Origin of the sequence: Parabacteroides sp. AT13 (genome assembly GCF_002272965.1) — a bacterium.
Taxonomy (GTDB): domain Bacteria; phylum Bacteroidota; class Bacteroidia; order Bacteroidales; family Tannerellaceae; genus Parabacteroides; species Parabacteroides distasonis.
In genome coordinates, this window is record NZ_NQMH01000002.1 from 264,984 (window position 1) to 290,837 (window position 25,854).

At 47.3% G+C, this 25,854-nt stretch carries 18 protein-coding genes and 1 tRNA gene; 14 read left to right on the plus strand and 5 right to left on the minus strand.

Annotated features, from left to right (window positions below; translation table 11 throughout):
- The first annotated feature begins 209 nt into the window (after window positions 1–209).
- From CI959_RS15420 to CI959_RS15450, 7 genes are all read left to right on the plus strand, one after another.
- Window positions 210–1,376 (plus strand): efflux RND transporter periplasmic adaptor subunit, encoded by a 1,167-nt coding sequence (locus tag CI959_RS15420; RefSeq protein ID WP_005855980.1) that lies wholly within the window; start codon window positions 210–212, stop codon window positions 1,374–1,376.
- Entirely contained in the window at window positions 1,373–4,537 is a 3,165-nt protein-coding gene (locus tag CI959_RS15425) for an efflux RND transporter permease subunit (protein WP_008780328.1), read from the plus strand. The genes CI959_RS15420 and CI959_RS15425 overlap by 4 nt, the downstream gene beginning before the upstream one ends.
- Entirely contained in the window at window positions 4,534–5,913 is a 1,380-nt protein-coding gene (locus CI959_RS15430) for an efflux transporter outer membrane subunit (RefSeq protein ID WP_010184517.1), read from the plus strand. The genes CI959_RS15425 and CI959_RS15430 overlap by 4 nt, the downstream gene beginning before the upstream one ends.
- A gap of 262 nt (window positions 5,914–6,175) precedes the next feature.
- Window positions 6,176–7,411, plus strand: coding sequence for a 6-bladed beta-propeller (locus CI959_RS15435; RefSeq protein ID WP_057316687.1), 1,236 nt, complete (start codon window positions 6,176–6,178; stop codon window positions 7,409–7,411).
- Window positions 7,412–7,461: 50 nt separating this feature from the next.
- On the plus strand, window positions 7,462–8,394 hold the full coding sequence (metA, locus tag CI959_RS15440) for a homoserine O-succinyltransferase (protein ID WP_005855991.1): 933 nt from the start codon (window positions 7,462–7,464) through the stop codon (window positions 8,392–8,394).
- Window positions 8,395–10,239, plus strand: a complete 1,845-nt coding sequence (locus tag CI959_RS15445) for a U32 family peptidase (RefSeq protein WP_057316604.1) — start codon at window positions 8,395–8,397, stop codon at window positions 10,237–10,239.
- Between the two features lie 39 nt (window positions 10,240–10,278).
- Complete coding sequence (locus CI959_RS15450) at window positions 10,279–11,097, plus strand: peptidylprolyl isomerase (RefSeq protein WP_005855996.1); 819 nt, start codon at window positions 10,279–10,281, stop codon at window positions 11,095–11,097.
- Between the two features lie 153 nt (window positions 11,098–11,250).
- Here CI959_RS15450 and CI959_RS15455 read toward each other — a convergent pair whose 3' ends face one another.
- Window positions 11,251–11,718, minus strand: a complete 468-nt coding sequence (locus tag CI959_RS15455) for a WbuC family cupin fold metalloprotein (RefSeq protein WP_005855998.1) — start codon at window positions 11,716–11,718, stop codon at window positions 11,251–11,253.
- Between the two features lie 120 nt (window positions 11,719–11,838).
- On the opposite strand from CI959_RS15455, the gene CI959_RS15460 reads away from it, so the two are divergent.
- From CI959_RS15460 to CI959_RS15475, 4 genes are all read left to right on the plus strand, one after another.
- Complete coding sequence (locus CI959_RS15460; RefSeq protein ID WP_005856000.1) at window positions 11,839–13,296, plus strand: MBOAT family protein; 1,458 nt, start codon at window positions 11,839–11,841, stop codon at window positions 13,294–13,296.
- 5 nt (window positions 13,297–13,301) lie between these two features.
- A complete protein-coding gene (locus CI959_RS15465; RefSeq protein WP_005856002.1) occupies window positions 13,302–14,210 on the plus strand; it encodes a hypothetical protein in 909 nt (302 codons plus the stop codon).
- A 44-nt stretch (window positions 14,211–14,254) separates the two neighbouring features.
- Window positions 14,255–16,990: a substrate-binding domain-containing protein gene (locus CI959_RS15470; RefSeq protein ID WP_057316600.1), complete on the plus strand. Its 2,736-nt coding sequence runs from the start codon at window positions 14,255–14,257 to the stop codon at window positions 16,988–16,990.
- Between the two features lie 175 nt (window positions 16,991–17,165).
- Complete coding sequence (locus tag CI959_RS15475) at window positions 17,166–18,044, plus strand: carbohydrate kinase (protein ID WP_005856006.1); 879 nt, start codon at window positions 17,166–17,168, stop codon at window positions 18,042–18,044.
- A gap of 292 nt (window positions 18,045–18,336) precedes the next feature.
- Here the strand turns inward: CI959_RS15475 and CI959_RS15480 are convergent, their stop codons facing one another.
- On the minus strand, window positions 18,337–18,825 hold the full coding sequence (locus CI959_RS15480; protein ID WP_005856008.1) for an SPOR domain-containing protein: 489 nt from the start codon (window positions 18,823–18,825) through the stop codon (window positions 18,337–18,339).
- A gap of 85 nt (window positions 18,826–18,910) precedes the next feature.
- Between CI959_RS15480 and CI959_RS15485 the strand changes: the two genes are divergently transcribed.
- Window positions 18,911–21,022: a S9 family peptidase gene (locus CI959_RS15485; RefSeq protein ID WP_008780335.1), complete on the plus strand. Its 2,112-nt coding sequence runs from the start codon at window positions 18,911–18,913 to the stop codon at window positions 21,020–21,022.
- 68 nt (window positions 21,023–21,090) lie between these two features.
- Here the strand turns inward: CI959_RS15485 and CI959_RS15490 are convergent, their stop codons facing one another.
- Entirely contained in the window at window positions 21,091–22,149 is a 1,059-nt protein-coding gene (locus CI959_RS15490; RefSeq protein ID WP_005856012.1) for a class I fructose-bisphosphate aldolase, read from the minus strand.
- Window positions 22,150–22,304: 155 nt separating this feature from the next.
- Here CI959_RS15490 and CI959_RS15495 point away from each other — a divergent pair, with 155 nt between their 5' ends.
- Together CI959_RS15495 and CI959_RS15500 are read left to right on the plus strand one after the other, a co-directional pair.
- Window positions 22,305–22,856 carry an NADH peroxidase gene (locus CI959_RS15495; RefSeq protein WP_005856013.1) on the plus strand — a complete coding sequence of 184 codons (552 nt, stop codon included), beginning with the start codon at window positions 22,305–22,307 and terminating at the stop codon, window positions 22,854–22,856.
- Window positions 22,857–22,994: 138 nt separating this feature from the next.
- Window positions 22,995–23,081: transfer RNA gene (locus tag CI959_RS15500), tRNA-Ser, on the plus strand.
- Between the two features lie 8 nt (window positions 23,082–23,089).
- Here the strand turns inward: CI959_RS15500 and CI959_RS15505 are convergent.
- Both CI959_RS15505 and CI959_RS15510 read right to left on the minus strand, forming a co-directional pair.
- Window positions 23,090–23,611, minus strand: a complete 522-nt coding sequence (locus CI959_RS15505; RefSeq protein WP_005856094.1) for a GNAT family N-acetyltransferase — start codon at window positions 23,609–23,611, stop codon at window positions 23,090–23,092.
- Between the two features lie 41 nt (window positions 23,612–23,652).
- On the minus strand, window positions 23,653–25,851 hold the full coding sequence (locus CI959_RS15510) for a tetratricopeptide repeat protein (RefSeq protein WP_005856096.1): 2,199 nt from the start codon (window positions 25,849–25,851) through the stop codon (window positions 23,653–23,655).
- Between the last annotated feature and the right edge of the window lie 3 nt (window positions 25,852–25,854).

Genomic DNA, 25,854 nt, shown 5'->3' on the forward strand with positions numbered 1-25,854 from the left:
ATTTTGTTTTTAAAGTGTAGACTTACCCAGTAGGTGTGGATTTATTCCCCGGTTGGATACACCCTAATTTTAGTATAAATGTTAACATAAACGCTATACGATTTGTTATTAAGTGAAGTAATGTTAATTATCGGTCTCCTCGAGAAAAATGGAATGATTCTTTCTTTCTTTACATAACAAATGTGACATAAGTAATTTATATAGGTAGAATGAGCAGGAAAAGATTGGCAAAAGTACAGGTTATCTTGATAGCCCTTGTAGTAGCGATGACGGGTTGCCGCCATAAGGAAGAGCAGCAATTGCCCATCGTGATCGTAGACAAACCCTCAAAAGAAGACGTGCAGATTTATGGCGAGTACGTGGGACGTATCCGTGCCGCCAGCTTTGTCGAGGTACATGCCCGTGTGGAGGGATTCCTAGAGAAAATGTTGTTTGAGGAAGGTAAACGGGTGAAGCAGAATGAGCCCCTGTTTATGATTAATCCCGATAAATATCGTGCTAGAGTAGAGAAAGCGAAAGCCCAACTGAAGAAAAGCCAAGCCCAAGCGGCCAAGGCCCGGCGTGATGTGGAACGCCTGAAACCGTTGTACGAGCAACACGCCGCCAGCCAACTGGATTTGGATAACGCCACAGCCGCCCTGGAAGATGCCGAGGCGAATATCGCCATGAGCAAGGCGGATCTAGACCAAGCGGAGATGGAGTTGAGCTATACGGTGGTGACCTCGCCGCTGTCTGGGTATATCAGTGAGCGTTTCGTGGATGTGGGTGCTTTGGTGGGCCCGGGTGTCAATTCGAAATTGGCGGCTGTTGTGAAAAGTGACACGGTATTGGTCGATTTTAAGATGACCGCCTTGGATTACCTGCGTGCCGAGCGTCGTAACGTGAAGTTTGGCGAGCAGGATACGACCCGTTCTTGGCAGCCTACCGTGACGGTTACCTTGGCGGACGACTCGGAATACCCGGTAAAAGGTATCGTGGACTTCGCCGACCCGCTGGTGGACCCGAAGACCGGTACGTTTGGCGTTCGTGCGGAACTATCCAACCCGAACCAGAAATTATTGCCCGGACAGTTCACGAAGGTGAAGCTCCTGCTGGATGTCCGCGAGCGTTCGATCGTCGTTCCCCGGAAAGCCCTCTCGATCGAGAAAGGAGGTGCATTCATCTATATCATCCGTAGGGACGATATCGCCGAGAAGCGTTTCGTGCAGACCGGCCCGGAGATCGGCAACAAGGTCGTGATCGAACGGGGCTTGGGCGAGAACGAGCGAGTAGTGGTAGAAGGTTATCATAAATTGGTGCCGGGCGTGAAGGTACATGCGGTAGAGGCCGGCGACGAGAAGGCTATCCAAGCGCTTAGAGAGGAGGAAGAACAATGAAACCGGGATTCTTTATAGACCGTCCTGTCTTTTCGACCGTCTTATCGATACTGATCGTGATTGTCGGAATCATCGGACTGGCATTGTTGCCTGTGGACCAGTATCCGCAGATTACGCCCCCTGTAGTGAAGATCAGCGCCACGTATCCGGGAGCGAGCGCCTTGACGGTGTCTCAAGCGGTCGCTACCCCGATCGAGCAGGAGCTGAACGGTACGCCGGGTATGATCTATATGCAAAGTAGTAGCTCGAACTCGGGTAGCTTGAATATTACGGTGACTTTCGATGTATCCGCCGATGCGGACTTGGCGGCTGTCGAGATCCAGAACCGTGTGAAACTGGCCGAGAGCCGTTTGCCCGCCGAGGTGATCCAAAATGGTATCACGATCGAGAAGCAGGCTCCTAGCCAGCTGATGACCTTGAGCTTGATGTCCGACGATCCGAAGTTCGATGAGATCTATCTGAGTAATTTTGCCACGATCAACGTGTTGGACGTATTGCGCCGTATCCCGGGCGTAGGTCGTGTATCGAATATCGGTAGCCGTTATTACGGTATGCAGATCTGGGTATATCCGGATCGGTTGGCCAACATGGGATTGACGGTAAGTGATTTGCAAGATGCCTTGAAAGACCAGAACCGGGAGTCGGCGGCGGGCGAGCTGGGTAAGCAGCCCGTGCTGGATGTGGATGTCACCTTGCCTATCACGGCCCCGGGACGTTTGTCTACCGTGAAGGAGTTCGAGGATATCGTGGTGCGAGCAAACCCGGATGGCTCGATCGTCCGGATGAGCGACGTGGCCCGGGTATCGCTGGAGGCTTCCTCTTATTCTACGGAGAGTGGGATCAATGGGAAGAACGCCGCTATCTTGGGTATCTATATGTTGCCGGGGGCGAACGCTCTGGAGGTCGCCACGAAGGTGAAAGAGGCGATGAAGGATATCAGCAAGAACTTCCCGGAAGGCTTGGAGTATAATTTCCCGTTCGATATGACGGAGTATATCTCACAATCCGTGCACGAGGTGTATAAGACCTTGTTCGAGGCCCTTTTCTTGGTCGTTCTCGTGGTGTTCCTCTCGTTACAGAACTGGCGTGCGGCTTTGATCCCGACGATCGCCGTCCCGATCTCCTTGATCGGTACGTTCGGTTTCATGTTGATCTTCGGTTTCTCGTTGAATATGCTAACCTTGCTGGGATTGATCTTGGCGATCGGTATCGTGGTGGACGACGCTATCGTGGTGGTGGAGAACGTGGAGCGTATCATGGCCGAGGAGCGTGTGACTGCCCGTGAGGCTACGCATAAGGCGATGCGGGAATTGTCTGGTGCTTTGATCGCTACCTCCATGGTATTGGCTGCCGTGTTCGTGCCGGTGAGTTTCTTGGGGGGTATCACGGGGCAGCTGTACCGTCAGTTCTCTGTTACGATCGTGGTTTCCGTGCTGTTGTCCACGGTAGTGGCCTTGACGTTGAGCCCGGCGATGTGCGCCATCATCTTGCGTCCGTCTCATAAGAAGAAAGCGTTTATTTTCCGTAAGATCAATCTGTGGTTGGCGAAAGGAAATAAGAAATATACGAAGTTGTTGCGTATCTCTATCGCTAATCCCCGCCGTATCTTGGCAGGGTTCGGGATGGTACTGGTGGCCATCTTTGTCTTGAACCGGATGTTGCCTACCAGCTTTATCCCGGAGGAGGATCAAGGGTTCTTCACTGTAGAGCTGGAGATGCCCGAGGGTACTACCTTGGAACGTACACGTGCCGTAACCGACCGTGCGATCGAGTTCCTCGACCATCATCCGGCCGTGGCCTACGTACAGAATGTAACGGGTAGCAGTCCCCGTGTCGGTACGAACCAAGGGCGTGCCACGCTGACGGTGATCTTGAAACCGTGGGAAGAGCGTAAATCCTCCGGCATGAAGGTAGAGGACGTGATGGCCGATGCCCGCCGGGAATTCTACTATTACCCCGAGGCTAAGTCGTATGTGAACCGTCCACCGGTAATCCCGGGTTTGGGTGAGAGCGGTGGCTTGGAGATGCAGTTGGAGGCTAAGGGAGACGCTAGCTGGGATAATCTGGTAAGTGCCACGGATACTTTCCTGTATTACGCTTCGCAAGCGCCTGAGCTTCAAGGTGTGTCTTCCGCCATGCAGAGCGAGATCCCGCAGTTGTATTTCGACGTGGACCGTGATCAGGCGAAGTTCCTCGGCATCCCGTTGTCTGATATCTTCTCGACCATGAAGGCTTATCTAGGCTCCGTGTACGTGAACGACTTCAATATGTTCAACCGTATTTACCGTGTATATATCCAAGCGGAGGCGCCTTATCGGGCCACCCGGGATAATCTGGATTTGTTCTTCGTCCGCAGTAAGGATGGGGCGATGGTTCCATTGACTGCCTTGGGCACGACCCAATATACGACCGGTCCGGGAACGATCAAGCGTTTCAATATGTTCACCACGGCCTCGATCAACGCCGTAGCCGCTCCGGGATATAGTACGGGTGAGGCGATGGCTGCGATGGAACGGATCGCTAGGGAGCATCTGCCCGAGAATATCGGTCTGGAGTGGAGCGGTCTTTCCTATCAAGAGAAACAGGCCGGTGGGCAGACTGGTTTTGTCTTGGCGTTGGTCTTCTTGTTTGTCTTCTTGTTCTTGGCGGCTCAGTATGAGAGCTGGATCGTGCCGATCGCCGTATTGCTTTCCTTGCCGGTAGCTACGCTGGGCGCCTACTTGGGCATCTGGGCGACAGGGTTGGAGAACGATATTTATTATCAGATCGGTCTGGTAACCTTGATCGGTTTGGCGGCGAAGAACGCTATCTTGATCGTTGAGTTCGCCAAGGTACAGGTGGATAACGGGGTAGATGTGGTGAGAGCCGCTATCCATGCCGCCCAGATGCGTTTCCGCCCGATCTTGATGACCTCGTTGGCCTTCGTGTTGGGTATGCTTCCGATGGTGTTAGCCAGCGGACCGGGCTCAGCTTCCCGCCATAGTATCGGTACGGGCGTGTTCTTCGGTATGCTGGTGGCGATTACGGTAGGTATCGTGTTGGTTCCCTTCTTCTTTGTTTTGATCTATAAGATAAAGGGAAAGATGCGTATGGAACGTATCGCTCAAAAGAAAGAAGTGGTAACCTCTATTTTAAAGAGACACAAAAACGGAAAATTATGATGACAAAGAATTTCTATATAGCCGCTTTCGTCGTTTCTATGCTGGCGTTCTCTTCCTGCAAGATCGGAAAGCGGTACGTACGTCCGGAGTTGAACCTGCCGGACCGGATCGAGGCTTATACGGATACGACCGATACGGCATCCGTGGAGAATATCCCATGGGAGAGCCTTTACGCCGATGAGGCCTTGAAGGATCTGATCAGAAAGGCGCTGGATAATAATAAGGATATGAAGATCGCCGCCGCCAAGGTGAAGGAGATGATCGCCGCCAAGCGGATCTCTTTCGCGAGTATGCTGCCGGAGGTGGGAGCGAATGTCTATGCGCAAAAGGAACGCTTGAATTATGGAGGGGATAACCCAAAGCCCGATCCAGAATTTGGGGCGAAGCTGACTTTGTCTTGGGAATTAGATTTATGGGGCAACCTTCGCTGGGCGAATGAGGCAGCCATCGCTTCCTATATGGAGACCGTGGAAGGACAACGTGCCTTGCGATTGACCATCATCGCCGAGGTTGCCGCCAATTATTATCAACTTTGCGCCTTGGACCAAGAGTTGTCGATCGTACAGCAAACTTTGGACGCACGCCGTGAGGGTGTTCGCTTGGCGAAGCTTCGCTATGAGGGCGGACTTACTTCCGAGACGGCTTACAACCAAGCCCAAGTGGAGTTGGCCCGTACCGAGACCTTGATCCCCTCGCTGGAGCGTCAGATCAAGATCAAGGAAAGCGACCTCAGCATGTTGTTGGGCGAGTATACGGATGATATCCCCCGTGGTCTTTCCTTGAGCGACCAGCACTTGCCGGATGCCTTACCGATCGGCTTACCGTCTTCTTTGTTGGAGCGCCGACCGGACATGCGTCAAGCGGAGTTTAAGCTTCGGGCGGCGAACGCTCAGGTAGGTGTGGCGCAAACGGACTTATTCCCGAAGATCCGTTTGACAAGTAATTACGGTTTCGAGAGCGATGAGTTAAGCAGCATCTTGAAGAGTCCGGCTGGTTTTATCGCCGGAAGCCTGTTGCAGCCGATCTTCGCCATGGGGAAGAACAAGGCGAAAGTGAAAGCGGCGAAGGCTCGTTACGAGCAAGAGGTCTATAGTTATGAAAAGAGCGTATTAGGCGCTTTCAAGGAGGTGAACAACGCTATCGTGACCGTCCGCAAGGTGAAGGAGATCCGTGCTTCCCGCATGAATCTGGAAGCCTCCGCCAGTAAATATCTGGAACTCGCCCAACTGCAATACATCAACGGTGTCATCAGCTACATGGACGTATTGGATGCCCAGCGTGGTTTGCTGGACGCCCAGATCGGTTTGAACAATGCCGTGCTGGATGAGTTGCTGTCGGTGGTATACCTGTATAAGGCTTTAGGGGGAGGGTTCTAATCCTTATACCTAAAGCAGATATATGGATATCAATCTATAAACCAATGGACTCCATCCTATAACTCAATGGAATACGAACAAGATCCCATTGAGTTATAGGATGGAGTCCATTGGTTTTCTTATTTATAATAACCATTAAATAATGAGATATTTACGAGTTTTTCGAACAAATCTTTGCGTAGCCATTAAAAATTCCCTATATTGCGCAAGGTGAATGTTATTTGCCTTTATCCTTAAATTTAAACTAAAAGAAAAGACTATTATGAGACAGAGCTTGATAGCGGCGGGAATGTTTTTATTAACGGGAGGTATGGTTGGTTGCGGTACCTCTTCTACCCAAGAGAAAGAGGATCTTATCGTGGTGGACGTATCGAAGGATTATCCCAAAAAGGAACTGATCTTGCAAGATCTTTTTGACGTGGAATATATTCCGTTGGAGACTACGGACGAGTTCGTGACGCTAGGCTGGTTGCAAGCGATCGGGAAGGATGTGATGATCATACGGAATATGTTTGCTGCCGATGGTGACATTTTTATTTACGACCGGAAAGGTAAGGCTATTTGGCATATCAATCGGAAAGGGCAGGGGAACGAGGAGTATGCCGCAACGAATGGCATCTATCTGGACGATGAGAAAGGAGAACTGTTTGTTGGTAATCTGCGGCAAAGAAAGATAATGACTTATGACTTGTTTGGGAATTTCAAGCGAAGCTTCACGTTCAAGGAAGGAGAAGACGAGGATACGAAATCATGGGTTTATTATAAAGCGATCTTCAATTTTGACAGGGATCACTTCATCTGCCAAGATGCTAGTAGTGGGCGTAATTTCAATGGGGCTTATCAGGATCTTGAGCCTAGGAATATATTCCTGATAGTATCCAAGCAAGATGGGAGTGTGGTAGAAGAAATAAAAGTCCCTTTTGAGAAAAAGGTGTCGCAAGTATTGTTCGACGAAAAGGGCATAGGTATGGTTAATAACCCTTGTATCGTCCCTTACGAGGATCGTTGGCTACTTACGGAGCCATCTTGCGATACGGTCTACACCTACTCGTCCGCCGAGGGATTAAAGCCTTTTATCGTAAGGACTCCCTCTATTCAATCCATGAGCCCGGAGATCTTTCTTTTCCCGGGTGTGGTTACGGATCGCTATTGTTTTATGCAGACCGTAAAGAAAGAGTTGAACTTGGCGATGATGGATACCTACTATCGGTTGATGAGAACCGATTTGGTGTACGATAGGGAGACAAAGGAAGTATCCGAGTATGTCCTATATAACGATGATTTTACGAAAGAAGTACCGATCGCCAACCTCGTGGACGAGATTTTCGACCTCACGGTCTTCAATAACGACGAGATCGCCTTCACGTGGCGGATAAATACCCCCGAACTTGTCGAGGCCTATCAAGAAGGACACCTCAAAGGCAAGTTAAAGGAGATCGCCGCGGGTATGCACGAGGAGGATAACCCCGTGATCATGGTGGCGAAGTATAAGCGATAATGAGAAAATTCTCATTATCTTTGCGCTCATATAATAATCAGAGATAGAAAATGCCATTAAATTTACAAAAGAACTTACCGGCTATCGAGCTGCTGAAGAAGGAACATATCTTCGTGATGGATTCCTTGCGTGCGTCGGAGCAGGATATCCGCCCCCTTCGGGTAGTCGTATTGAATTTGATGCCCCTTAAGATAACGACCGAGACGGACTTGGTTCGCCTCCTCAGTAATACACCCCTGCAAGTGGAACTTGATTTCATGAAGATCAAGGGACATACGCCGAAGAATACGCCCATCGAGCATATGCAGGAATTTTATAAGGATTTCGATGAGATGGCGGATGATTTCTACGACGGGATGATCGTGACGGGTGCTCCCGTGGAGCAGATGCCTTTCGAGGAAGTTAGTTATTGGGAGGAGATCACGCAGATATTCGATTGGGCCCGTACGCACGTTACCTCCACGCTCTATATCTGCTGGGCGGCGCAAGCGGGGCTATACCATTTCTATGGGGTGCCTAAATATGATTTGCCGGCCAAGATGTTCGGTGTCTTCCGTCATTCGCTCCGGGAACCGTTTGTTCCGATCTTCCGGGGGTTCGATGACGAGTTCTTCGTGCCTCATAGCCGTCATACCGAGATTCGCCGAGAGGATATCATGAAGGTGCCCGAGCTCACCTTATTGTCCGAGAGCGAGGAATCCGGCGTCTATATGGCGATGGCTCGTGGCGGACGGGAATTCTTCATCACCGGCCATTCCGAGTATTCGCCCTATACGCTGAATGATGAGTATATGCGTGATTTGGGGAAGGGATTGCCCATCAACAAGCCTCGTAATTATTACCGGAATAACGATCCGGCGCAAGGCCCGGTGGTACGTTGGCGGGGGCACGCGAACCTGCTATTCACCAATTGGCTGAACTATTACGTATACCAAGAGACCCCGTTCCGCCGGGAAGATATTAAAAAACTAGGAAGCTTGTAAATGAGAAAAGAACCCCGTTCGATAGAACTGTTATCTCCCGCTAAGGATCTGATTTGCGGTAGGGAGGCGATTAACCATGGCGCCGATGCCGTGTATATCGGTGCCCCGAAGTTCGGAGCCCGTGCCGCCGCCGGTAATACGCTGGACGATATACGGCAGCTTTGCGATTACGCCCATCTCTATTCGGCTCGTATTTACGTGGCCTTGAACACTATCTTGAAAGAAGAGGAGCTGGCAGAGGCCGAGCAAATGATCTGGCAACTTTACGAGGTCGGGGCGGATGCCTTGATCGTTCAAGACATGGGTATCACCCAGTTGAACCTTCCGCCTATCCCCTTGCACGCCAGTACGCAAACGGATAACCGTACGCCGGAGAAGGTGAGATTCCTGCAAGAAGTAGGTTTCACGCAAGTCGTATTGGCGAGAGAGCTATCACTGAACCAGATACGGGAGATCGCCGAGCGAACGACCGTGCCTCTGGAGGTCTTCGTACACGGGGCGCTGTGCGTAAGCTATAGCGGCCAGTGTTACCTGAGCGCCGCCTTGAGCGGACGAAGCGCCAACCGGGGGGAATGCGCCCAGTATTGCCGCCTGCCTTATAGCTTGATCGATGCGGACGGGAAGGAGATCGTATCGGGTAAGCATCTCTTATCCTTGAAGGACATGAACCGGGGGGAATACTTGGAGGAGTTGTTGGATGCCGGTGTCTCTTCCTTGAAGATCGAGGGTCGTTTGAAGGATGTATCTTACGTGAAGAACGTAACGGCTTGGTATCGGAAGAAACTAGACGCTATCTTGGCCCGTCGGTCAGAATACCGTCGTGCCTCGGCCGGGCATAGCACTTACACGTTCGAGCCCGTGGCGGAGAAAAGCTTCAACCGGGGTTTCACGCCTTTCTTATGGAAGGAGCGCACGAAGGATATCACCAGCTTTGATACGCCTAAGTCCTTGGGGGAGCCGGTGGGTACGGTGAAGGAACTGAAAGGAAACTCTTTCACGATCGCCGGACTGAAACAATTGAATAATGGCGACGGGCTTACCTTCTTCAATGAGAAAGGGGAGTTGGAGGGCTTCCGGGTAAACCGTGTGGAGGCGAACCGGATCTTTACGCTGGATCGCCCGGCGATCCGTCCGAAGATGCCTTTGTACCGGAATTTCGATCAAGAGTTTGATAAACTGCTATCCAAGCCATCCGCCGAGCGGAAGCTCTCTGTCCGGATGGAATTTCAAGATAACGCCTTTGGCTTCACGTTAAGTATGACAGACGAGACAGGAGCCCGTATCATGCTTACCCAGCCGTTCGAGAAAGAACCGGCCCGGCGGGATCAAGCGGAGAATATCCGTACCCAGCTCTCTAAGTTGGGAAATACGCCTTTTGAGGCGGTGGAGGTCACCGTGGCGATGTCCGATAACTGGTTTGTCCCTTCTTCTTTATTGGCCGAGATGCGTAGGCAAGGGGTGGAGAGGCTTATCTCTACCCGGCGGATTCGTTACCGCAGGGAAGAGGCTCGTCCGGTAAAGCCGTGTGTAGGCGAGACTTTGGAAATCCCTTTCCCAGAGAAGCGTCTGACTTATTTAGGGAATGTCTCCAATAGCAAGGCTGGTGCCTTTTATAAGGCGCATGGCGTGACTGCCGTGGAAGACGCTTTCGAGTTGTCTCCCCAGAAGGATGTCCCTTTGATGTTCACGAAACATTGCCTGAGGTACAGTATGGGATGGTGCCCTACTTACCAGAAGCAGAAGTCTCCCTATAAGGAGCCTTACTTGCTGCGCTATAAGGAAACGCTCTTGCGTTTGCGCTTCGACTGCAAGAATTGCCAGATGTTGATCTATGCGGAGGAATAACCGGCTTTGTAACTACTTAATCCGATAAATAAAACAGGTATGAAACGACAAATTTTCTCGCTGTTCCTGCTCTTGCTCACGTTGGTAGCTTGTGGGGATAAGCCTTTGGACCCGAATAAACCCGTATATGTGAAAATCAAGACGACGATGGGAGACGTCACCGTCCTGCTATACGACGATACGCCTCTTCACCGGGATAACTTCATAAAGCTCTGCCAGTCGAACGAGTATGAGGGTATGCTTTTCCACCGTGTTATCAAGGAGTTTGTCGTGCAAGGTGGTGATCCGGAGAGTAAAGCGCATGAGCCGGGTGCCTTGTATGGGGATGGCGATGGTGGTTATACCGTTCCCGCTGAGATATTACCTAATCATTTTAATAAGAAAGGCGCTTTGATCGACGCGAAAGAGATCGATGCCGTGAATCCGGAACGTGCTTCCGCCGGTACGCAGTTCTGTTTTGTGCAAGGGAAAGTCTTGGACGACAAGGAGCTTGCGGAGAAAGAGGCTCGTATCAACGAGATCCGCCGCAACTGGTTGTACTATAAATTCCGGGATGAGCTGAAAAAGCAAGATCCTTCCTTGGCCGCCGATTCCTTGGAGAATGAGTTACATGCCCGTGCGTCCATCTTGGTGGAAGATACGTTGGCGGTATTAGGCCCGGTAGTGATCCCGGCCGAACGGCGTGAGATTTATAAGACGATCGGTGGCGTTCCGCATCTGGATGGCTCGGTAACGATCTTTGGCGAGGTAGTGGAAGGCTTCGATATCGTAGAGAAGATCTCCGTGGTAAAGACGGATAAGAACGATCGTCCTTTACACGACGTGATGATTAAATCGACGAAGGTTTTCCAGAAATAATAACAATGCCTATTATAAGGAGGTAACGATGCCCATTGTAAGCTCCTTATAATGGGCATCGTAAACACTTTAGAATGGGCATTGTTAAAACCCTCGGATAGCTCTTGTTATACGAGGCTGATCGCTAGCTTGTTATACTAAAAGTATCATCAATCATATTTGGCTCTCGAGCCATTCCAGATACTTCTTTACTCCCTCCGTATCTTCCGCCTCGGGGCTCCAAGGCGCTAGGTTCTCCGGTGCTAGCGGCGCGAACGGCCCTTGCTTTATCTCATAAATAACCGATCCGGATTCCAGTACCAGAAGCCCGTGCCATGTCCCTGCCTTGATCTCCGCTCCATAAGCGCCTTCCTTTGGATTCAGTATCGTTTTCTCCGTGATATTCCCTTCCTCGTCAAACAAGAATACCGCTACCTTCCCACGTAGCAACAAGAAGATCTCGTCTTTCGCCGGATTTAAATGCCGGTGCGGACGCAAATACGTACCGGGCTCCATGGCATTCAGTAACCGATTGATCGGATCATCCAATCTCTCATGGAAATTATAGTTCATTCGCAGGCGGGGAGACTGCAAGGCTTTGGCCTGGGTCTCGTCGAGTAATTGTTCGTTGATTATCTTCATCTCTGTATCTTATTGTATTTCTGAGCCACGAATATACGAAATATTTATTGGTCAATGCTTGATATTCCTTATCTTTGCGCCTTGATCATACATATTCTTGAGTCTGAAAATTAAATATTTATGTTATTTAATTCCATAGAGTTCCTTATATTCCTGCCATTGGTTTTCTTTGGTTACTGGTTTGTTTTCAAGTCTTTGCGGTGGCAAAATCTATTTGTGGTAGCTGTTAGTTACCTGTTCTACGGATGGTGGGACTGGCGCTTTTTGCTGCTGATCCTGTTTACGTCGTTATGCAGTTACTTGAGTGGAGTCTATTTGGAGAAATGCGCTGGCAACCGGTTGGTCCAAAAGTGGATAAGTGCCGGTAATATTTTACTGAACCTTTCGATCTTGGGCGTATTTAAGTACTTTGATTTTTTTACCGAGAATTTGGTAAATGTCCTTCACCTATTGGGCTGGGATGCCGATTACGTGACGTTGAATATCTTGCTCCCTGTCGGGATCAGTTTTTATACGTTTCAGGCTTTGAGCTATACGATTGATGTTTACCAAGGTAAAATCAAGGCGACTCATGATATCGTGGCATTCTTCGCTTATATCAGTTTCTTCCCCCAATTAGTGGCGGGCCCGATAGAACGGGCTACCCATTTGTTACCTCAGTTTCTCCGGCCTCGTAATTTCGATTGTGATCTGGCGTTGGATGGTATACGCCAGATGCTTTGGGGATTTTTCAAGAAAGTGGTGGTTGCCGATAACTGCGCTTTGTTCGTGAACGGTGTGTTTGAGAATTACCAGACGTTGGATGGGAGTACCTTGTTTCTGGGGGCTTTCTTCTTTACGATACAGATTTACGGGGATTTTTCCGGATATTCGGATATAGCGATCGGCTGTGCCCGGTTGTTTGGCATAGACCTTATGCAGAACTTTAAGTATCCTTATTTCTCCCGGGATATAGCGGAGTTTTGGCGGCGTTGGCATATCTCTTTGACGACTTGGTTCCGGGATTATATCTATATACCCCTAGGGGGAAGCCGGGCAGGGAAATGGAAGAGCTTCCGGAATACCCTTGTTATTTTCTTGGTAAGTGGGTTCTGGCACGGGGCTAACTGGACGTTTGTGGCATGGGGAGCGTATCATGCATTGTTGTTTCTGCCATTGTTATTGTTGGGTCAAAATAGGAGGTATAGAGATTCCGTGGCGGAAAACAGTTTCCTCCCCTCTGTGAAGGAATTGACACAGATGGGAGCTACGTTTTTGCTGGTCTTATTGGGATGGATTCTGTTCCGGTCGGAAGATATATCCCAAGCGGCTGTGTATCTCGAGCGGATGTTCAATGTCTCGTTATTCTCGGCTCCTCAGCTTGTGGGCTTGGGATTCGGGCAACTCCTGCTGAAGAAATGTTTCTTTTTCACGGCTCTTATGTTCATCGTGGAATGGATCGGCCGAAAACAAGCGCATGGGTTGATGATAGAGGACCTTAGCCTTCCGGTTCGGTATGTTATCTATACGGTATTGCTGATTATCATCTATGGTTTCGACGCCAGTAATCCACAAGGTTTCATTTATTTTCAATTCTGATAAGTATGAGAAGGTTCTTTATTGCTATATTCCGGTATTTAGGGGTGGTAGGATGTTTAGGGTTGCTTAGTTGCCTGCTGATCCGCTCTTATTTTCATATAAGCGTACCCAGCCTCAAAAGTGATCCGGAAGTGGAGGTATTGATTTTGGGCGATTCCCATCCTTTACATTCGATATCCGCCGATATGCTGGGGAAATCGAGGAATGACGCTAAATCCAGTGAGAATTATTTCAATACCTATATCGATTTATGCTTGAAAGCGCCTTACCTTCCCCATTTGAAAACCGTGATATTGGGGTTTGGTTACCACACGTTTACCGTGGCCGATGATTCCTATCAAGATGAGTTTCCTGCCTATATGTCTATTTATCCCCATCTAAAGGAGCGGGAGGATTTGCGACTTTTGGTACAGGAGGCTGTTTCGCCGGTAACCCGTAAGGAGGTCATGTATTCGTATGAGTTTGGCGTTCCGTTCAAGAATTGCGTAGCTGAGATTAAAAGGAATGTGATCGAGCGTATTTTCACGGGGGCGACCGGGGGAACACTAGACGTTATTATCGATCGTCATTACTATGATGATAAGGGTGCTTATTTATTGCCATCCTCATTTCAACAAGAGATGTTGGGGCGAATCGTAGAGGAATGTAAGAAGCGGGATCTGTCTCTTATTTTGTACAATGCCCCTGTTTCCACGGAATATATGGAACGGGTTCCTTCGAGTTATCGAGAATTGACGGATTCTTTGGCTCGGGAATACGTGGATGATAAAACGGTCTTTTATTTGAATTATACGGCTGTACCGTTACCTGATTCTTGCTATAGGGACGCTGATCATTTGAATGAAATCGGTATCCATAGATTTACCCCGTTGTTAAAAGATACCTTGACTTGTTTGGGGGTAATTTCGGAATAGTTTTCGTATATTTGTAGAATAAACGATCGAATTAAATATACCACATGAAAGGAAACCCGCTTTATATCCTGCTTTGGCTATTCCTTATTCTTTGCTTTGCCTGTTCGCCCGGTAAAAAAGAAAAGAAATATGTCATCGGTGTATCTCAATGCTCGATGACGGATATTTGGCGTCAATCCATGATACGTGATATGGAAGTAGAGGCTTTAAATCATCCGGAGATCGAGTTGGTCGTAATGGATGCTAGTCAGGATAATGATACTCAGATCAGCCAGATAAAAGGTTTTATCAAGAAAAAGGTGGATTTGCTGATTATATCGTCGAATGAGACCGAGCCTGTTACGCCTGTCGCTGTTGAGGCGTACAGGGCTGGTATTCCCACTATCATATTGGACCGGAAAATTAATAGCGATGAATATACGACGTATATTGGAGCGGATAATTACGAGATCGGTCGCTCGATCGGAATGTACATCAGCTCCTTGATCAAGGGGGAGACAACGATTTTAGAGATATGGGGACGGAGAGGCTCTTCCTCCGCTACAGAAAGACATCAAGGTTTTGTCGATGCGATGTCTATTGATCCGAATGTGAAAATCCGGGAGTTGGATGGGTATTGGTACAGGAAGAATGCCTATGAGGAAGTCTTGAAGCTGGATTCCATAGAGGATGTCGATATCGTTTTCGCTCATAATGATATGATGGCCTTAGGGGCCCGTGAGGCGATTGAGGAGCGAGATTCGTCGCTGGTGAGGCACGTGGAATTTATAGGCGTGGATGGACTCTTGGGAGGAGGCTTAGGCGTGGAGGCGGTTGCGCAGGGTAAGTTGGATGCCTCTTTTTATTATCCGACAGGTGGTGGGGTGGCTATTAAGGTAGCATGGCAGATCTTAAGCGGACAAGCTTATACGAAAAAGTATGCGTTAAGCACCGCTATGATCGATAAGACCAACGCCGGTACCCTTTATTTACAATCAGACCGGTTGGTAGAATATCAACGCCAGATCGAGAAACAGCGTGCGAATTTGTCGCAATTGCTCTCGAAATATAACTTTCTTTATAGTTCCTTGATTATTATCTTGATATTGGTGCTTTTGTTGGGTGGTTCCGCTATTTACACGGTTTATATTAATCGTAAAGTGCGCCAGAAGAATCATTTGTTGAATGAGAGAAATCGTTTGGTACAACAACAGAAAGAGGAACTCTCGGTAGCGAACCAGCGTATCGAGCAAGTCACGACACAGAAATTGCAGTTCTTTACGAATGTATCTCACGAGATAAAGACTCCTTTGACCTTGATTCTAGGGCCTCTGAACAAGATGGCGCAAGATGCCCCGGCAGGCGCTTTCGCGGATGATATCCGCATCGTTAAGAAGAATGCGGAACGCTTGAAACGTGTGATCGACCAATTGCTGGATTTCCGGAAGATAGAGAATAATAAGATGGGATTGCGGGTTACTAAGATGGATTTGGTCTTTTTAATCCAAGAGGTGAAATCTTATTTTAATACTCTGGCCCAGAGTAAGCGAATTGATTATACCTTCCTGCATGAAATGGATTCTCTTTTTGTTTGGGTGGATACGGACAAAATGGAGAAGATATTAACGAACTTGCTTTCGAACGCTTTTAAGTTTACCCCGGAGCAGGGGAAGATTACGATTCGTTTGCGGGAGGAGGAGACGGAGGTTGTCTTATCGGTGGAAGATAATGGAGAGGGTATTCCCCCGGAAAACCTAGCCTCCGTATTCGAGCGCTTTTTTACAAGCGGGCAAAGCTATGCTCCGGGAACGGGTATCGGACTGCATCTGACACGGGAATTTGTCCTTATGCATAAAGGCTCGATCCACGTGGAAAGCGAGCAAGGCGAACGGACAGTGTTTACCGTTCAGATCCCGAAAGGTAAATCTCATTTTGATGAATCTTGTGTCTTTCTGTCGAATGCGACAGAATCGTCCTCTGGTGTAGCGCATTTGGATATATCCCAAGTTCAAGAAACGTTGAATAAGAAATATGATTATATGATCTTGATCGTTGAGGATGATTGGGATATTCGCGCTTATTTACAGCATGAGTTGTCCGGGAATTTTAATGTACTTGTAGCGGAGAATGGTGCCAAGGCCTTGGATATTCTATTGAAGGAAAATGTATCACTGGTCGTCAGTGACGTGATGATGCCGGAGATGAATGGCTTCGAGCTTTGCCGCCGGGTTAAGTCGGATATGGCCCTCAGTCATATCCCGGTAATCTTGCTTACGGCTCTTTCGGATGACAGTCAACGCTTGTATGGATTTGAGGGGGGAGCGGATGAATATATCCAGAAACCGTTCAATATCGAGATCGTGAAATTACGTATCATTAAATTGTTGGAAGAACGTAATCGTTTGCGAGAGGTTTTCTTGAAAGAGTCTCAATCGCCTGCGGGACTTTCCATCGAGACAAAAGGGAAGGTAGAGAGTCTGGATGATTTGTTTATGCGTAAGTTTATCGCTTTGATAGAGGAGAATTATAGCGATCCCGATTTCAGTATAGAGAAAGGCAGTGAGAAACTGGGCCTGTCTCGTGTGCATTTATATCGAAAGGTGAAGGAGTTGTCCGGGATTACCCCTACGGACTTTTTGCGTAACTATCGTTTGAAAAAGGCATCCGCCCTATTGAAGCAGCGATCCGGAACGATTAGCGAGGTTGCTTATGCCACGGGATTCGGCTCGCCGGCCTATTTCTCCAAATGCTTTAAAGCGGTTTATAATATAACGCCAACCGAGTTTATAGAGTCTTTGTAAGGATGCTGCTTGTACAGATGTTACATACGGGTAACGTCTGTTATTGTCCCTTGAAAATAAATCTTTTATGTAACTTGTGTGATTTATCTTGTAGCTATAGTTATCGTTGTATTTATAACGATGATATACTTTTGCGGTGTCGATAAGTACGAAAGTTGTTTTTAATAGAAAGACCATGGAACAGGTGACTGAATCAAGACGTAAACCAATTGTCGTTGGGATTGGAGAATTATTATGGGATATGCTTCCTTCCGGGAAAAAGGCTGGGGGGGCCCCGATTAATTTTGTCTATCATGCGTCTTGCCTAGGTGCTGAGGGATATGCTATCAGCGCTGTCGGAGATGATGAGTTGGGTAAAGAGATCGTTGATGAGTTGGATAAGAATCATATCCAGCATTTGATCGAGAAAGTGCCTTACCCGACGGGAACCGTTCAGGTAGAGTTACGAGAAGGTATCCCTACTTATACGATTCATGAGCGAGTGGCTTGGGATCATATATCGCCTACATCCGATGCGATTGATTTGGCGGAGAAAGCGGACGCTATTTGTTTCGGTACATTGGCCCAGCGTTCCCGTCAGTCTCGGGAGACGATACAAGCGATCTCATCGTTTGCGCCGAAAGACGCTTATCGTTTGCTGGATATCAATCTTCGCCAGCGATACTATGATAAGGAGTTGATCGAGGAGTCTTTGTACTTAGCGAATGTGTTGAAGGTGAATGATGAGGAGTTTAACGTTCTTCGGGACTTATTCGGCTTGAATGGAACTGAGAGGGAAGTGGCTTTATGGTTTATTGAGAAATACGGCCTTCGGATGTTTGTCTTGACTGCGGGGAGCTCCCATAGTACGATTTATACGAGAGAGGAGATCTCTACGTTGCCCACGCCGGAGGTCACGGTGGCGGATACGGTCGGGGCGGGGGATGCTTTTTCGGGGGCTCTAATCATTTCGCTCTTAAAGGGGAAGTCCTTAAGCGAGGCCCATCATTTCGCTGTAAAGACAGCGGCTTTCGTTTGTACGAAAGAAGGTGCGTGGCCGGTTTATGAAGAGTAATTCGTTTATATCATATGTGTTTAGATGTTTTGAGTTTATACAATTTCGAATAGGTATTACGTTTTTAAGGTAAAAAGGTTGTTAGGATATAAGAAGAGAAAGGCAAAAAGAAAAAGATGGTTTTTGTTTTAGGTTAAGTTAGATTAGATTGGTGAAAAGTGGCTCGGCTGTTGAAGTCGGGCTATTTTTATGTCCTTATGTTTCCTTCAAATAGAATGGTCTCGATAACCTGCAAGATTCTTCTTACAGGCTAACGAGACCTTCCGCTTTTATCTTTTCTGATAGCTTACAATTAATAAGCTCTCTCCAATAACCAAGCATCTTGGAAGTTAGGAGCGTATTTCGCCTTGATGGCGTCACGGCTATCGGCGGCGTCCGCTTTATTGTCGAAGCTAGCGACGATCACACGCAACATCCCTTGCTCGTTCTCGCCCAACACTGCGTTGTAACCATCATTCTGCATACGTTCTTTTAATGCGTAAGCGTTTGTCTTGTTCTTGAAACTGCCGACAACGACGCTATAACGTTTCAGACGGCTGGCGTCCTCACCTTGAGCGGCGTTGATTTTTTCCGTACGAGTGGTAGCCGTAGAGGTTCTGGGTTTTGAGACAGGAGCGACCTCAACAACTTCTTCCTCTTGTTCTACAACCTCAACAGGAGCTGTCGACTCTTTTTCTTTGGCCTGTTCGTAAGCAGCCTTGTACGCGCTCTGTTTAGGTTTACATGAGCCGAGTGCTAATACCATACATACAGCGGCTCCAAATAACCAAATCTTATTCATACTGTTCAGTTCTTATAATTAGTAACGCGAAGATATAAATTATATTTAGTACTTTCGCACTCAAATTGTAATATATTATAACGGCATGAATAAATCTATCGGAACAATGATTATGGCAACATCCCTACTGTTAGGTGCTTGCAATCCGGCTACGGATGTGAACGTGAAGGAGACCGGCGATAAGAACCTTATCGGGAAGTCGGACATCCGGATCAAAGACGGCCGCATGACCCCGGAGGCTTTGTGGGCCATGGGACGTATCGGCGGTATGAACGTATCTCCGGACGGGAAAAGAGTGGTGTATACGGTGGCGTACTATAGTGTACCGGAAAACAAGAGCAACCGTGAGGTCTTCGTGATGAACGCGGACGGATCGGATAATAAGCAAATCACGAAAACCGGATTCGCTGAGAACGAGGCCGTATGGATCAAAGGAGGAACCAAGATCGCTTTCTTATGTAACGAGAGCGGTAGCAGCCAGCTTTGGGAAATGAATCCGGATGGGACGGACCGTAAGCGACTTTCCGATTATGATAAGGATATCGAGGGTTTCGCTTTCTCTCCCGATGAGAAAAAGGTCTTGTTTATCTCGCAAGTGAAAACCGTGAACAGTACCGCTGATAAATATCCGGATTTGGATAAGGCGACAGGTGTTATCATTACGGATTTAATGTACAAGCATTGGGATGAGTGGGTGACTACCGTTCCGCATCCTTTTGTCGCCGATTTCGATGGCGAATCGATCAGCAATCCTGTGGATGTGATGGAGGGCGAGTTGTTTGAGAGCCCGATGAAGCCGTTTGGCGGTATCGAGCAATTGGCTTGGAACACTACCTCGGACAAGATTGCCTATACCAGCCGCAAAAAGACGGGTAAAGAATATGCGATCTCCACGAATTCGGATATTTATGTATATGATCTGAATACGAAGCAAACGACCAATATAACGGAAGAGAACAAGGGATATGATACGAATCCCACCTATTCTCCGGACGGAAAGAGCATCGCTTGGTTAAGTATGGAACGGGATGGTTACGAGGCGGATCAAAATCGCTTGATGGTAATGAATCTGGAGACGGGTGAGAAAACATTCGTAAGCAAGGATTTTGACTCCAACGTGGACTCTTATTGCTGGAGCGCTGATTGCGAGCGTATCTATTTCACGGGCGTTTGGCATGGCGAGTCGCAGGTTTATCAGATAGACTTGGCGAATGGCAATAAGATTACCCCGCTGACCGAAGGTATGTACGATTACGCCTCTGTCGCTCTTCTGGGCGATAAGCTGATCGCTCAACGTCATTCCATGAGCATGGGAGACGAGATCTATTCGATCGATTTGACAGGGGATCATACGGTAACTCAACTTACGTTCGAGAACAAGCATATTTACGACCAGCTTACGATGGGTAAGGTGGAGGAGCGTTGGATGAAGACGACAGATGGCAAGCAGATGCTAACGTGGGTTATCTATCCGCCTCAGTTCGATCCGAATAAGAAGTATCCTACCTTGTTGTTCTGTGAGGGTGGCCCGCAAAGCCCTGTTAGCCAGTTCTGGTCTTACCGCTGGAATTTCCAGATCATGGCGGCTAATGATTATATTATCGTGGCACCGAACCGTCGGGGGCTTCCCGGATTTGGCTTGGAATGGAATGAGGCTGTCAGTGGCGATTATGGCGGACAATGCATGAAAGACTATTTCACCGCTATTGACGAGGTAGCCAAGGAACCGTATGTAAATAAGGATCGCTTGGGGTGTGTAGGCGCCAGCTTCGGTGGATTCTCCGTATATTGGTTGGCAGGTCATCATGATAAACGTTTCAAGGCGTTTATCGCCCACGATGGTATCTTTAATATGGAAATGCAGTATCTGGAAACGGAAGAGATGTGGTTCGCCAATTGGGATATGGGTGGAGCGTACTGGGAAAAGCAAAACGCTACGGCTCAGCGTACATTCGCGAACTCCCCGCATAAGTTCGTGGACAAATGGGATACGCCTATCCTTTGTATCCATGGAGAGAAGGATTACCGGATCTTGGCTAATCAAGGAATGGCAGCGTTTAACGCCGCGGTTCTTCGGGGTGTACCGGCCGAGTTGCTGATTTATCCGGATGAGAACCATTGGGTATTGAAGCCCCAGAATGGCGTTCTATGGCAACGCACATTCTTTGAGTGGTTGGATATGTGGTTGAAGAAATAAAATTTGAAGGCCGTCCCCAAAGTATATAGCTTTGATGGACGGCCTTCTTTTCTCAACGCAATAACAAACTAAGCGATAGTAATATCCTTATCCAAATAAATATCTTGAATTGAATGAAGTAACTCCACGCCGTCTTTCATCGGACGTTGGAACGCCTTTCTTCCGCTAATCAGCCCCATGCCACCCGCACGTTTGTTTATGACAGCAGTGACGACAGCGTCTTTAAGATCTGAGGCGCCATGAGATTCCCCGCCGGAGTTGATAAGCCCGACACGTCCCATATAATTATTGGCTACTTGGTAACGGCAGAGGTCGATCGGATGTTCTGTCGTTAACTCTGTGTACATCTTTTGATCGATCTTCCCGAAATTGATAGCGGTGAAACCTCCGTTGTTCTCCGGTAGCTTCTGCTTGATGATATCGGCCTTGATCGTGACACCAAGGTGATTAGCCTGTCCGGTCAAATCGGCTGCCGCGGAATAGTCGATGCCATCCTTTTTAAAAGAGCTGTTTCGTAAATAGCACCATAATACGGTCGCCATACCTAGTTCATGGGCATACTCGAATGCGTCGGCAATCTCGACTAGCTGACGTCGGCTTTGCTCTGATCCGAAATAGATCGTGGCCCCTACAGCTACGGCGCCCATATTCCATGCTTCCTTCACCGTACCGAATACGATTTGATTGTAAGAATTCGGATAAGTAAGAAGCTCATTATGATTTAGTTTTACCAAGAATGGAATCTTATGAGCATATTTTCGTGCGACTGACCCTAGTATGCCGAACGTAGAAGCGACTGCGTTGCAACCACCCTCGATCGCTAATTTTACGATATTCTCCGGATCGAAATAAATGGGGTTTGGAGCGAAGGAAGACCCTGCGGTATGCTCGATATCTTGATCTACCGGGAGGATAGAAACATATCCGGTGTTAGCTAATCTTCCGTGCCCCAACAAGGTTTGCAGACTATTGAGAGTCTGTATGTTTCTATCTGAATTGCCCCACACATCGTCCACGCAAGTGGGTGATGGAAGATGAAGCAGCGATTTATCAATAGTCTTACATACGTGATTTAAATAATAATCACTTTTGTCTCCTAATAAACTAATAATCTTTGATGTATCCATATAAATAAATATTTACTTAGTAAACAATCGCTGTCAAAAATAAGTTCCATAGTTTTTATCGATTAACACATAGAATTAATCTATCGATGAATTATGGTAGTATCGGATAGTTTAGTTAATTTTGTGCCATACAACCAATAAAAATTTTGCGATATATGAAAAAGAAATGGATTTGCACAGTATGTGGTTATGTACACGAAGGTGATGAGGCTCCTGAGTTCTGCCCTCAATGTAAACAACCGAAAAGCAAATTTAAGGAATTAGTAGAGACAGAAGGTGCGTTGCAGTTCGTTGACGAACATGTACTAGGTGTTGCTAAAGGTGTAGACCCAGTGATTTTGGAAGGTCTGAACGCTCACTTTATGGGAGAATGTACCGAAGTTGGTATGTATTTGGCCATGAGCCGTCAAGCAGACCGTGAGGGTTATCCTGAGGTAGCTGAGGCATTCAAGCGTTACGCTTGGGAAGAGGCTGAGCACGCTGCTAAGTTCGCAGAGCTTCTTGGCGACGTAGTTTGGGATACGAAGACTAACTTGAAAAAGCGTATGGAAGCTGAGGCTGGCGCATGCGAGGACAAGAAACGTATCGCTACATTGGCTAAACAACAGAATTTGGACGCAATCCATGATACCGTACATGAGATGTGCAAAGACGAGGCACGTCATGGCAAAGGATTTGAAGGTTTATATAATCGTTATTTCAAGTAATTTAGAGGTATTAGTTATATGTTTTAAAGAGGGGCGTTCTGTGAAGAATGCCCTTTTTTGTATTTGATAAAGTAATTTTAGCCTTTCAAGAGAATAACGATACTATATTTTATGTACTTTTGTACACGTCAACCACAAGGAAAGATGCCGGAGTGGTCGAACGGGCCGCACTCGAAATGCGGTGAGCGGGTAACCGCTCCCTGGGTTCGAATCCCAGTCTTTCCGCTTGATAACTATGACTTATCCACGCAGAATACTAAATGAAGCATATCGATATTGCGATAATGTTTTATGAAATTTGCGATTTCCCTCATATCGTTTCTTAGTGCTACTTTTTGAGAGGGGATATTTGTGTCCCGTATGATGGAGTATACTTTGTCGAAGTTAAGGATATTGAAGGCGTATTCCTTACAAGCTATGGCGGCCTCGGTAGCATAACCTTTATGCCAGTATTCCGCCCTAAGCAAATAACCGATCTCCGGAACCTGTTGACCGTTGAATTCTTGATAGGTGAGACCACACTGACCGATAAGCTCTCCGCTGCCTTTCTCTATCATCCCCCATAAGCCAAAGCCATCGTTTTGATACCTCCTTAATTGCTTATCAAGCCATTCTTGTACCTCTTTTTTACTGAACGCTCCTTCGTAAGCGTACATTACAATCGGATCTTGTAAAAGCTTACAGATATCATCAAAATCATCTTGTTTTAATTCCCTTAATAGGAGTCGCTTTGTCTTTAGTATCATCTCTTTCATACGATATTTTTTCTTGTCTTCTCAAATTGTTGGATGACTAGTTAGAATATATCGCTCAAGGAATACCGGAGTTGATCCATCATCAACGGCACTTCCGCCTCCTCGATTCCCGCTACAAGAAGATCGGGGATATCTTGATTGAACTGCTCTTGGAACTTCGAGAAATCACCGGACTCTTTCTCCACGGCTTTTTTATAAAAAGCAAGCGCTCCCTTTATATTCTGTAATGCCCATTCCGTATGTCCCGCATTCAAGAAATCTTGGGTGTTGGGTTGATTATCCATGATCTTTTTGTAATAATTACGGGCCTGATCGTATTTACCGGTCAAGAAAGAACACCAAGCGATCGGACGCCAAGCCTTCGTGCTTTTATTGTCCAGATAATCTACCTTGAAATAATATTTCAGCGCCTCATTATAATTCTTGAGTTCAAGATGGCAGTGGCCGATACATATTTGGATCGATAAATCATCCGGATTGAAAGCCTCGTAACGATGATAGTATTTCAACGCTTCTTCCGGTTGCTTTAAGGTACGGTAACAACCGGCGATCCGGCGAATAACCCATTTACTGTCCGGATTGATAAGATCCGCATGTAAATAAGCCTCCAAGGCGCCTTGTATATCGCCATTCATTTGTTTGCAGTAACCGATTTTCTGGAATAAGATATCACTTTCTTGATTTGCATCGGATAAGCGATTGTAGATCGTGAGCGCGTCGAGGAAGTAATTCTTCCGGAGATAATACTCCGCTATAGTTGTCAAACTTTCCTCATCACTGACGTAAGGCTGCAAAATTGGCAGGTTATGAAAGTCTAGCGCAGATGTAAATATGTCATCAAAATCCAGATGTCCCGGATAAAGTTTGAAGAAACGATACAAGTCCTGTATGTACTGTCCGGATATGATTTCCAGTTTTCCCCGTTTACTGATCAATTCCTCCTTCGTTTGCTGAATCATCTCGGAGGCTTGGCTACCAAATTGTCCCATCATCATTTGACGGGCTTGATCCGGCAATTGCATCATACTGAAATATAAGGAGTATTTATCGGAATTACACATGAATGCCGCAAGAGTCATGGAATCTAGCATGTCCTTTTCCGTTTGATTCTTGCTCAACTGATTGCCAAAAGCGGAATGCTCGGTCGTGAATGGCATGAACCAGTTACCCAGTTCCCGGAAAAAGGGGAAATGCTTTAGGTGCACGAAAGTAGAGTGCATTACGTCCGCGCCTTCTTGTTGCAGTTCGCTGAACTCCTCCATTTTCTTCCCTAAGGAGCTGTTCGATAACATATTCTGCCACTCCGGATTCATCTCGTTTCCGAGAAGTTCCGGATTGATATCCTTTAAGTTTATCTTTTGACTGATTTTAGGGCCTAGCTTGATCATCTCCGGAATGATCTCGTCTTGTAGCTTACGGGTGATCTTCTCTGTCTCACGGGCTAGGATAAAACGAAGGGTAATCGTTCGGATCGCTTTCGTGAAATTAGGAAATCCCTCGGATAAAGCCGCTAGTCGATCCGCTATCTGCGGATATAGCGCCGTACGTTTCCTATAGGTATAGAGCGTCAGGAGAATCCCGATCAACGCGCGGTAACGAATCTCGTCTTCTTGGATATTGGCCGCATCGAATAATAATAGCAGTTTCTCCTTATCGAAAGCGGCTTGCAATCCCAACATTAATGCCGATACGATTTGGCTACCGATGATAAAAGGCAACTCTTGGTCATTCAATAGGTTCCTGATGGAGGCTATTTCTTCCTTATTGAGAGGATTCGAGGTCCAGATCTTATTGAATAATAGGATCGTGGCGGATTCGATTTGCTGCTGCTCCGTGATGGTTCCGGTCGGAGTCTCTATCTTCACCAGAGAGGCGTTTCTCAAGACCTTGTGGAGCTGGTCATAGTTGGTAAGCTCCTTTTGCATCATTCGCCTACGGCTATAATAGGAGAGAGGCGAATCTACCGATAAGGCCTTGTGCTTCACTATATCCGCGAACTCATAGCTGGATGCGATCAAGTTGTTGTATATCTGGTCTTGCATCGGATCTTTAGCCCCCTCGATCCGGTATCGCAACATATATTTATAAGTATCTTGTAGCTCGTTCAACCTGTCTTGGAATGAGTACTCACGTATTCCCGCTATTAAACCTTGGAGAAAATCGAACGCATTCTTTAGCTCCTTTTCGTCTAATGAACCGATAATTCGGTTGTATGCTTTATTTATTTCTTGTATTGTCATATA

What these genes read in the sequence shown, in the direction of transcription:
- CI959_RS15420 (WP_005855980.1), top strand. Translation starts at nt 210, where the DNA reads ATGAGCAGGAAAAGATTGGCAAAAGTACAGGTTATCTTGATAGCCCTT.
- CI959_RS15425 (WP_008780328.1), top strand. Translation starts at nt 1,373, where the DNA reads ATGAAACCGGGATTCTTTATAGACCGTCCTGTCTTTTCGACCGTCTTA.
- CI959_RS15430 (WP_010184517.1), top strand. Translation starts at nt 4,534, where the DNA reads ATGATGACAAAGAATTTCTATATAGCCGCTTTCGTCGTTTCTATGCTG.
- CI959_RS15435 (WP_057316687.1), top strand. Translation starts at nt 6,176, where the DNA reads ATGAGACAGAGCTTGATAGCGGCGGGAATGTTTTTATTAACGGGAGGT.
- metA (WP_005855991.1), top strand. Translation starts at nt 7,462, where the DNA reads ATGCCATTAAATTTACAAAAGAACTTACCGGCTATCGAGCTGCTGAAG.
- CI959_RS15445 (WP_057316604.1), top strand. Translation starts at nt 8,395, where the DNA reads ATGAGAAAAGAACCCCGTTCGATAGAACTGTTATCTCCCGCTAAGGAT.
- CI959_RS15450 (WP_005855996.1), top strand. Translation starts at nt 10,279, where the DNA reads ATGAAACGACAAATTTTCTCGCTGTTCCTGCTCTTGCTCACGTTGGTA.
- CI959_RS15455 (WP_005855998.1), bottom strand. Translation starts at nt 11,718, where the DNA reads ATGAAGATAATCAACGAACAATTACTCGACGAGACCCAGGCCAAAGCC.
- CI959_RS15460 (WP_005856000.1), top strand. Translation starts at nt 11,839, where the DNA reads ATGTTATTTAATTCCATAGAGTTCCTTATATTCCTGCCATTGGTTTTC.
- CI959_RS15465 (WP_005856002.1), top strand. Translation starts at nt 13,302, where the DNA reads ATGAGAAGGTTCTTTATTGCTATATTCCGGTATTTAGGGGTGGTAGGA.
- CI959_RS15470 (WP_057316600.1), top strand. Translation starts at nt 14,255, where the DNA reads ATGAAAGGAAACCCGCTTTATATCCTGCTTTGGCTATTCCTTATTCTT.
- CI959_RS15475 (WP_005856006.1), top strand. Translation starts at nt 17,166, where the DNA reads ATGGAACAGGTGACTGAATCAAGACGTAAACCAATTGTCGTTGGGATT.
- CI959_RS15480 (WP_005856008.1), bottom strand. Translation starts at nt 18,825, where the DNA reads ATGAATAAGATTTGGTTATTTGGAGCCGCTGTATGTATGGTATTAGCA.
- CI959_RS15485 (WP_008780335.1), top strand. Translation starts at nt 18,911, where the DNA reads ATGAATAAATCTATCGGAACAATGATTATGGCAACATCCCTACTGTTA.
- CI959_RS15490 (WP_005856012.1), bottom strand. Translation starts at nt 22,149, where the DNA reads ATGGATACATCAAAGATTATTAGTTTATTAGGAGACAAAAGTGATTAT.
- CI959_RS15495 (WP_005856013.1), top strand. Translation starts at nt 22,305, where the DNA reads ATGAAAAAGAAATGGATTTGCACAGTATGTGGTTATGTACACGAAGGT.
- CI959_RS15505 (WP_005856094.1), bottom strand. Translation starts at nt 23,611, where the DNA reads ATGAAAGAGATGATACTAAAGACAAAGCGACTCCTATTAAGGGAATTA.
- CI959_RS15510 (WP_005856096.1), bottom strand. Translation starts at nt 25,851, where the DNA reads ATGACAATACAAGAAATAAATAAAGCATACAACCGAATTATCGGTTCA.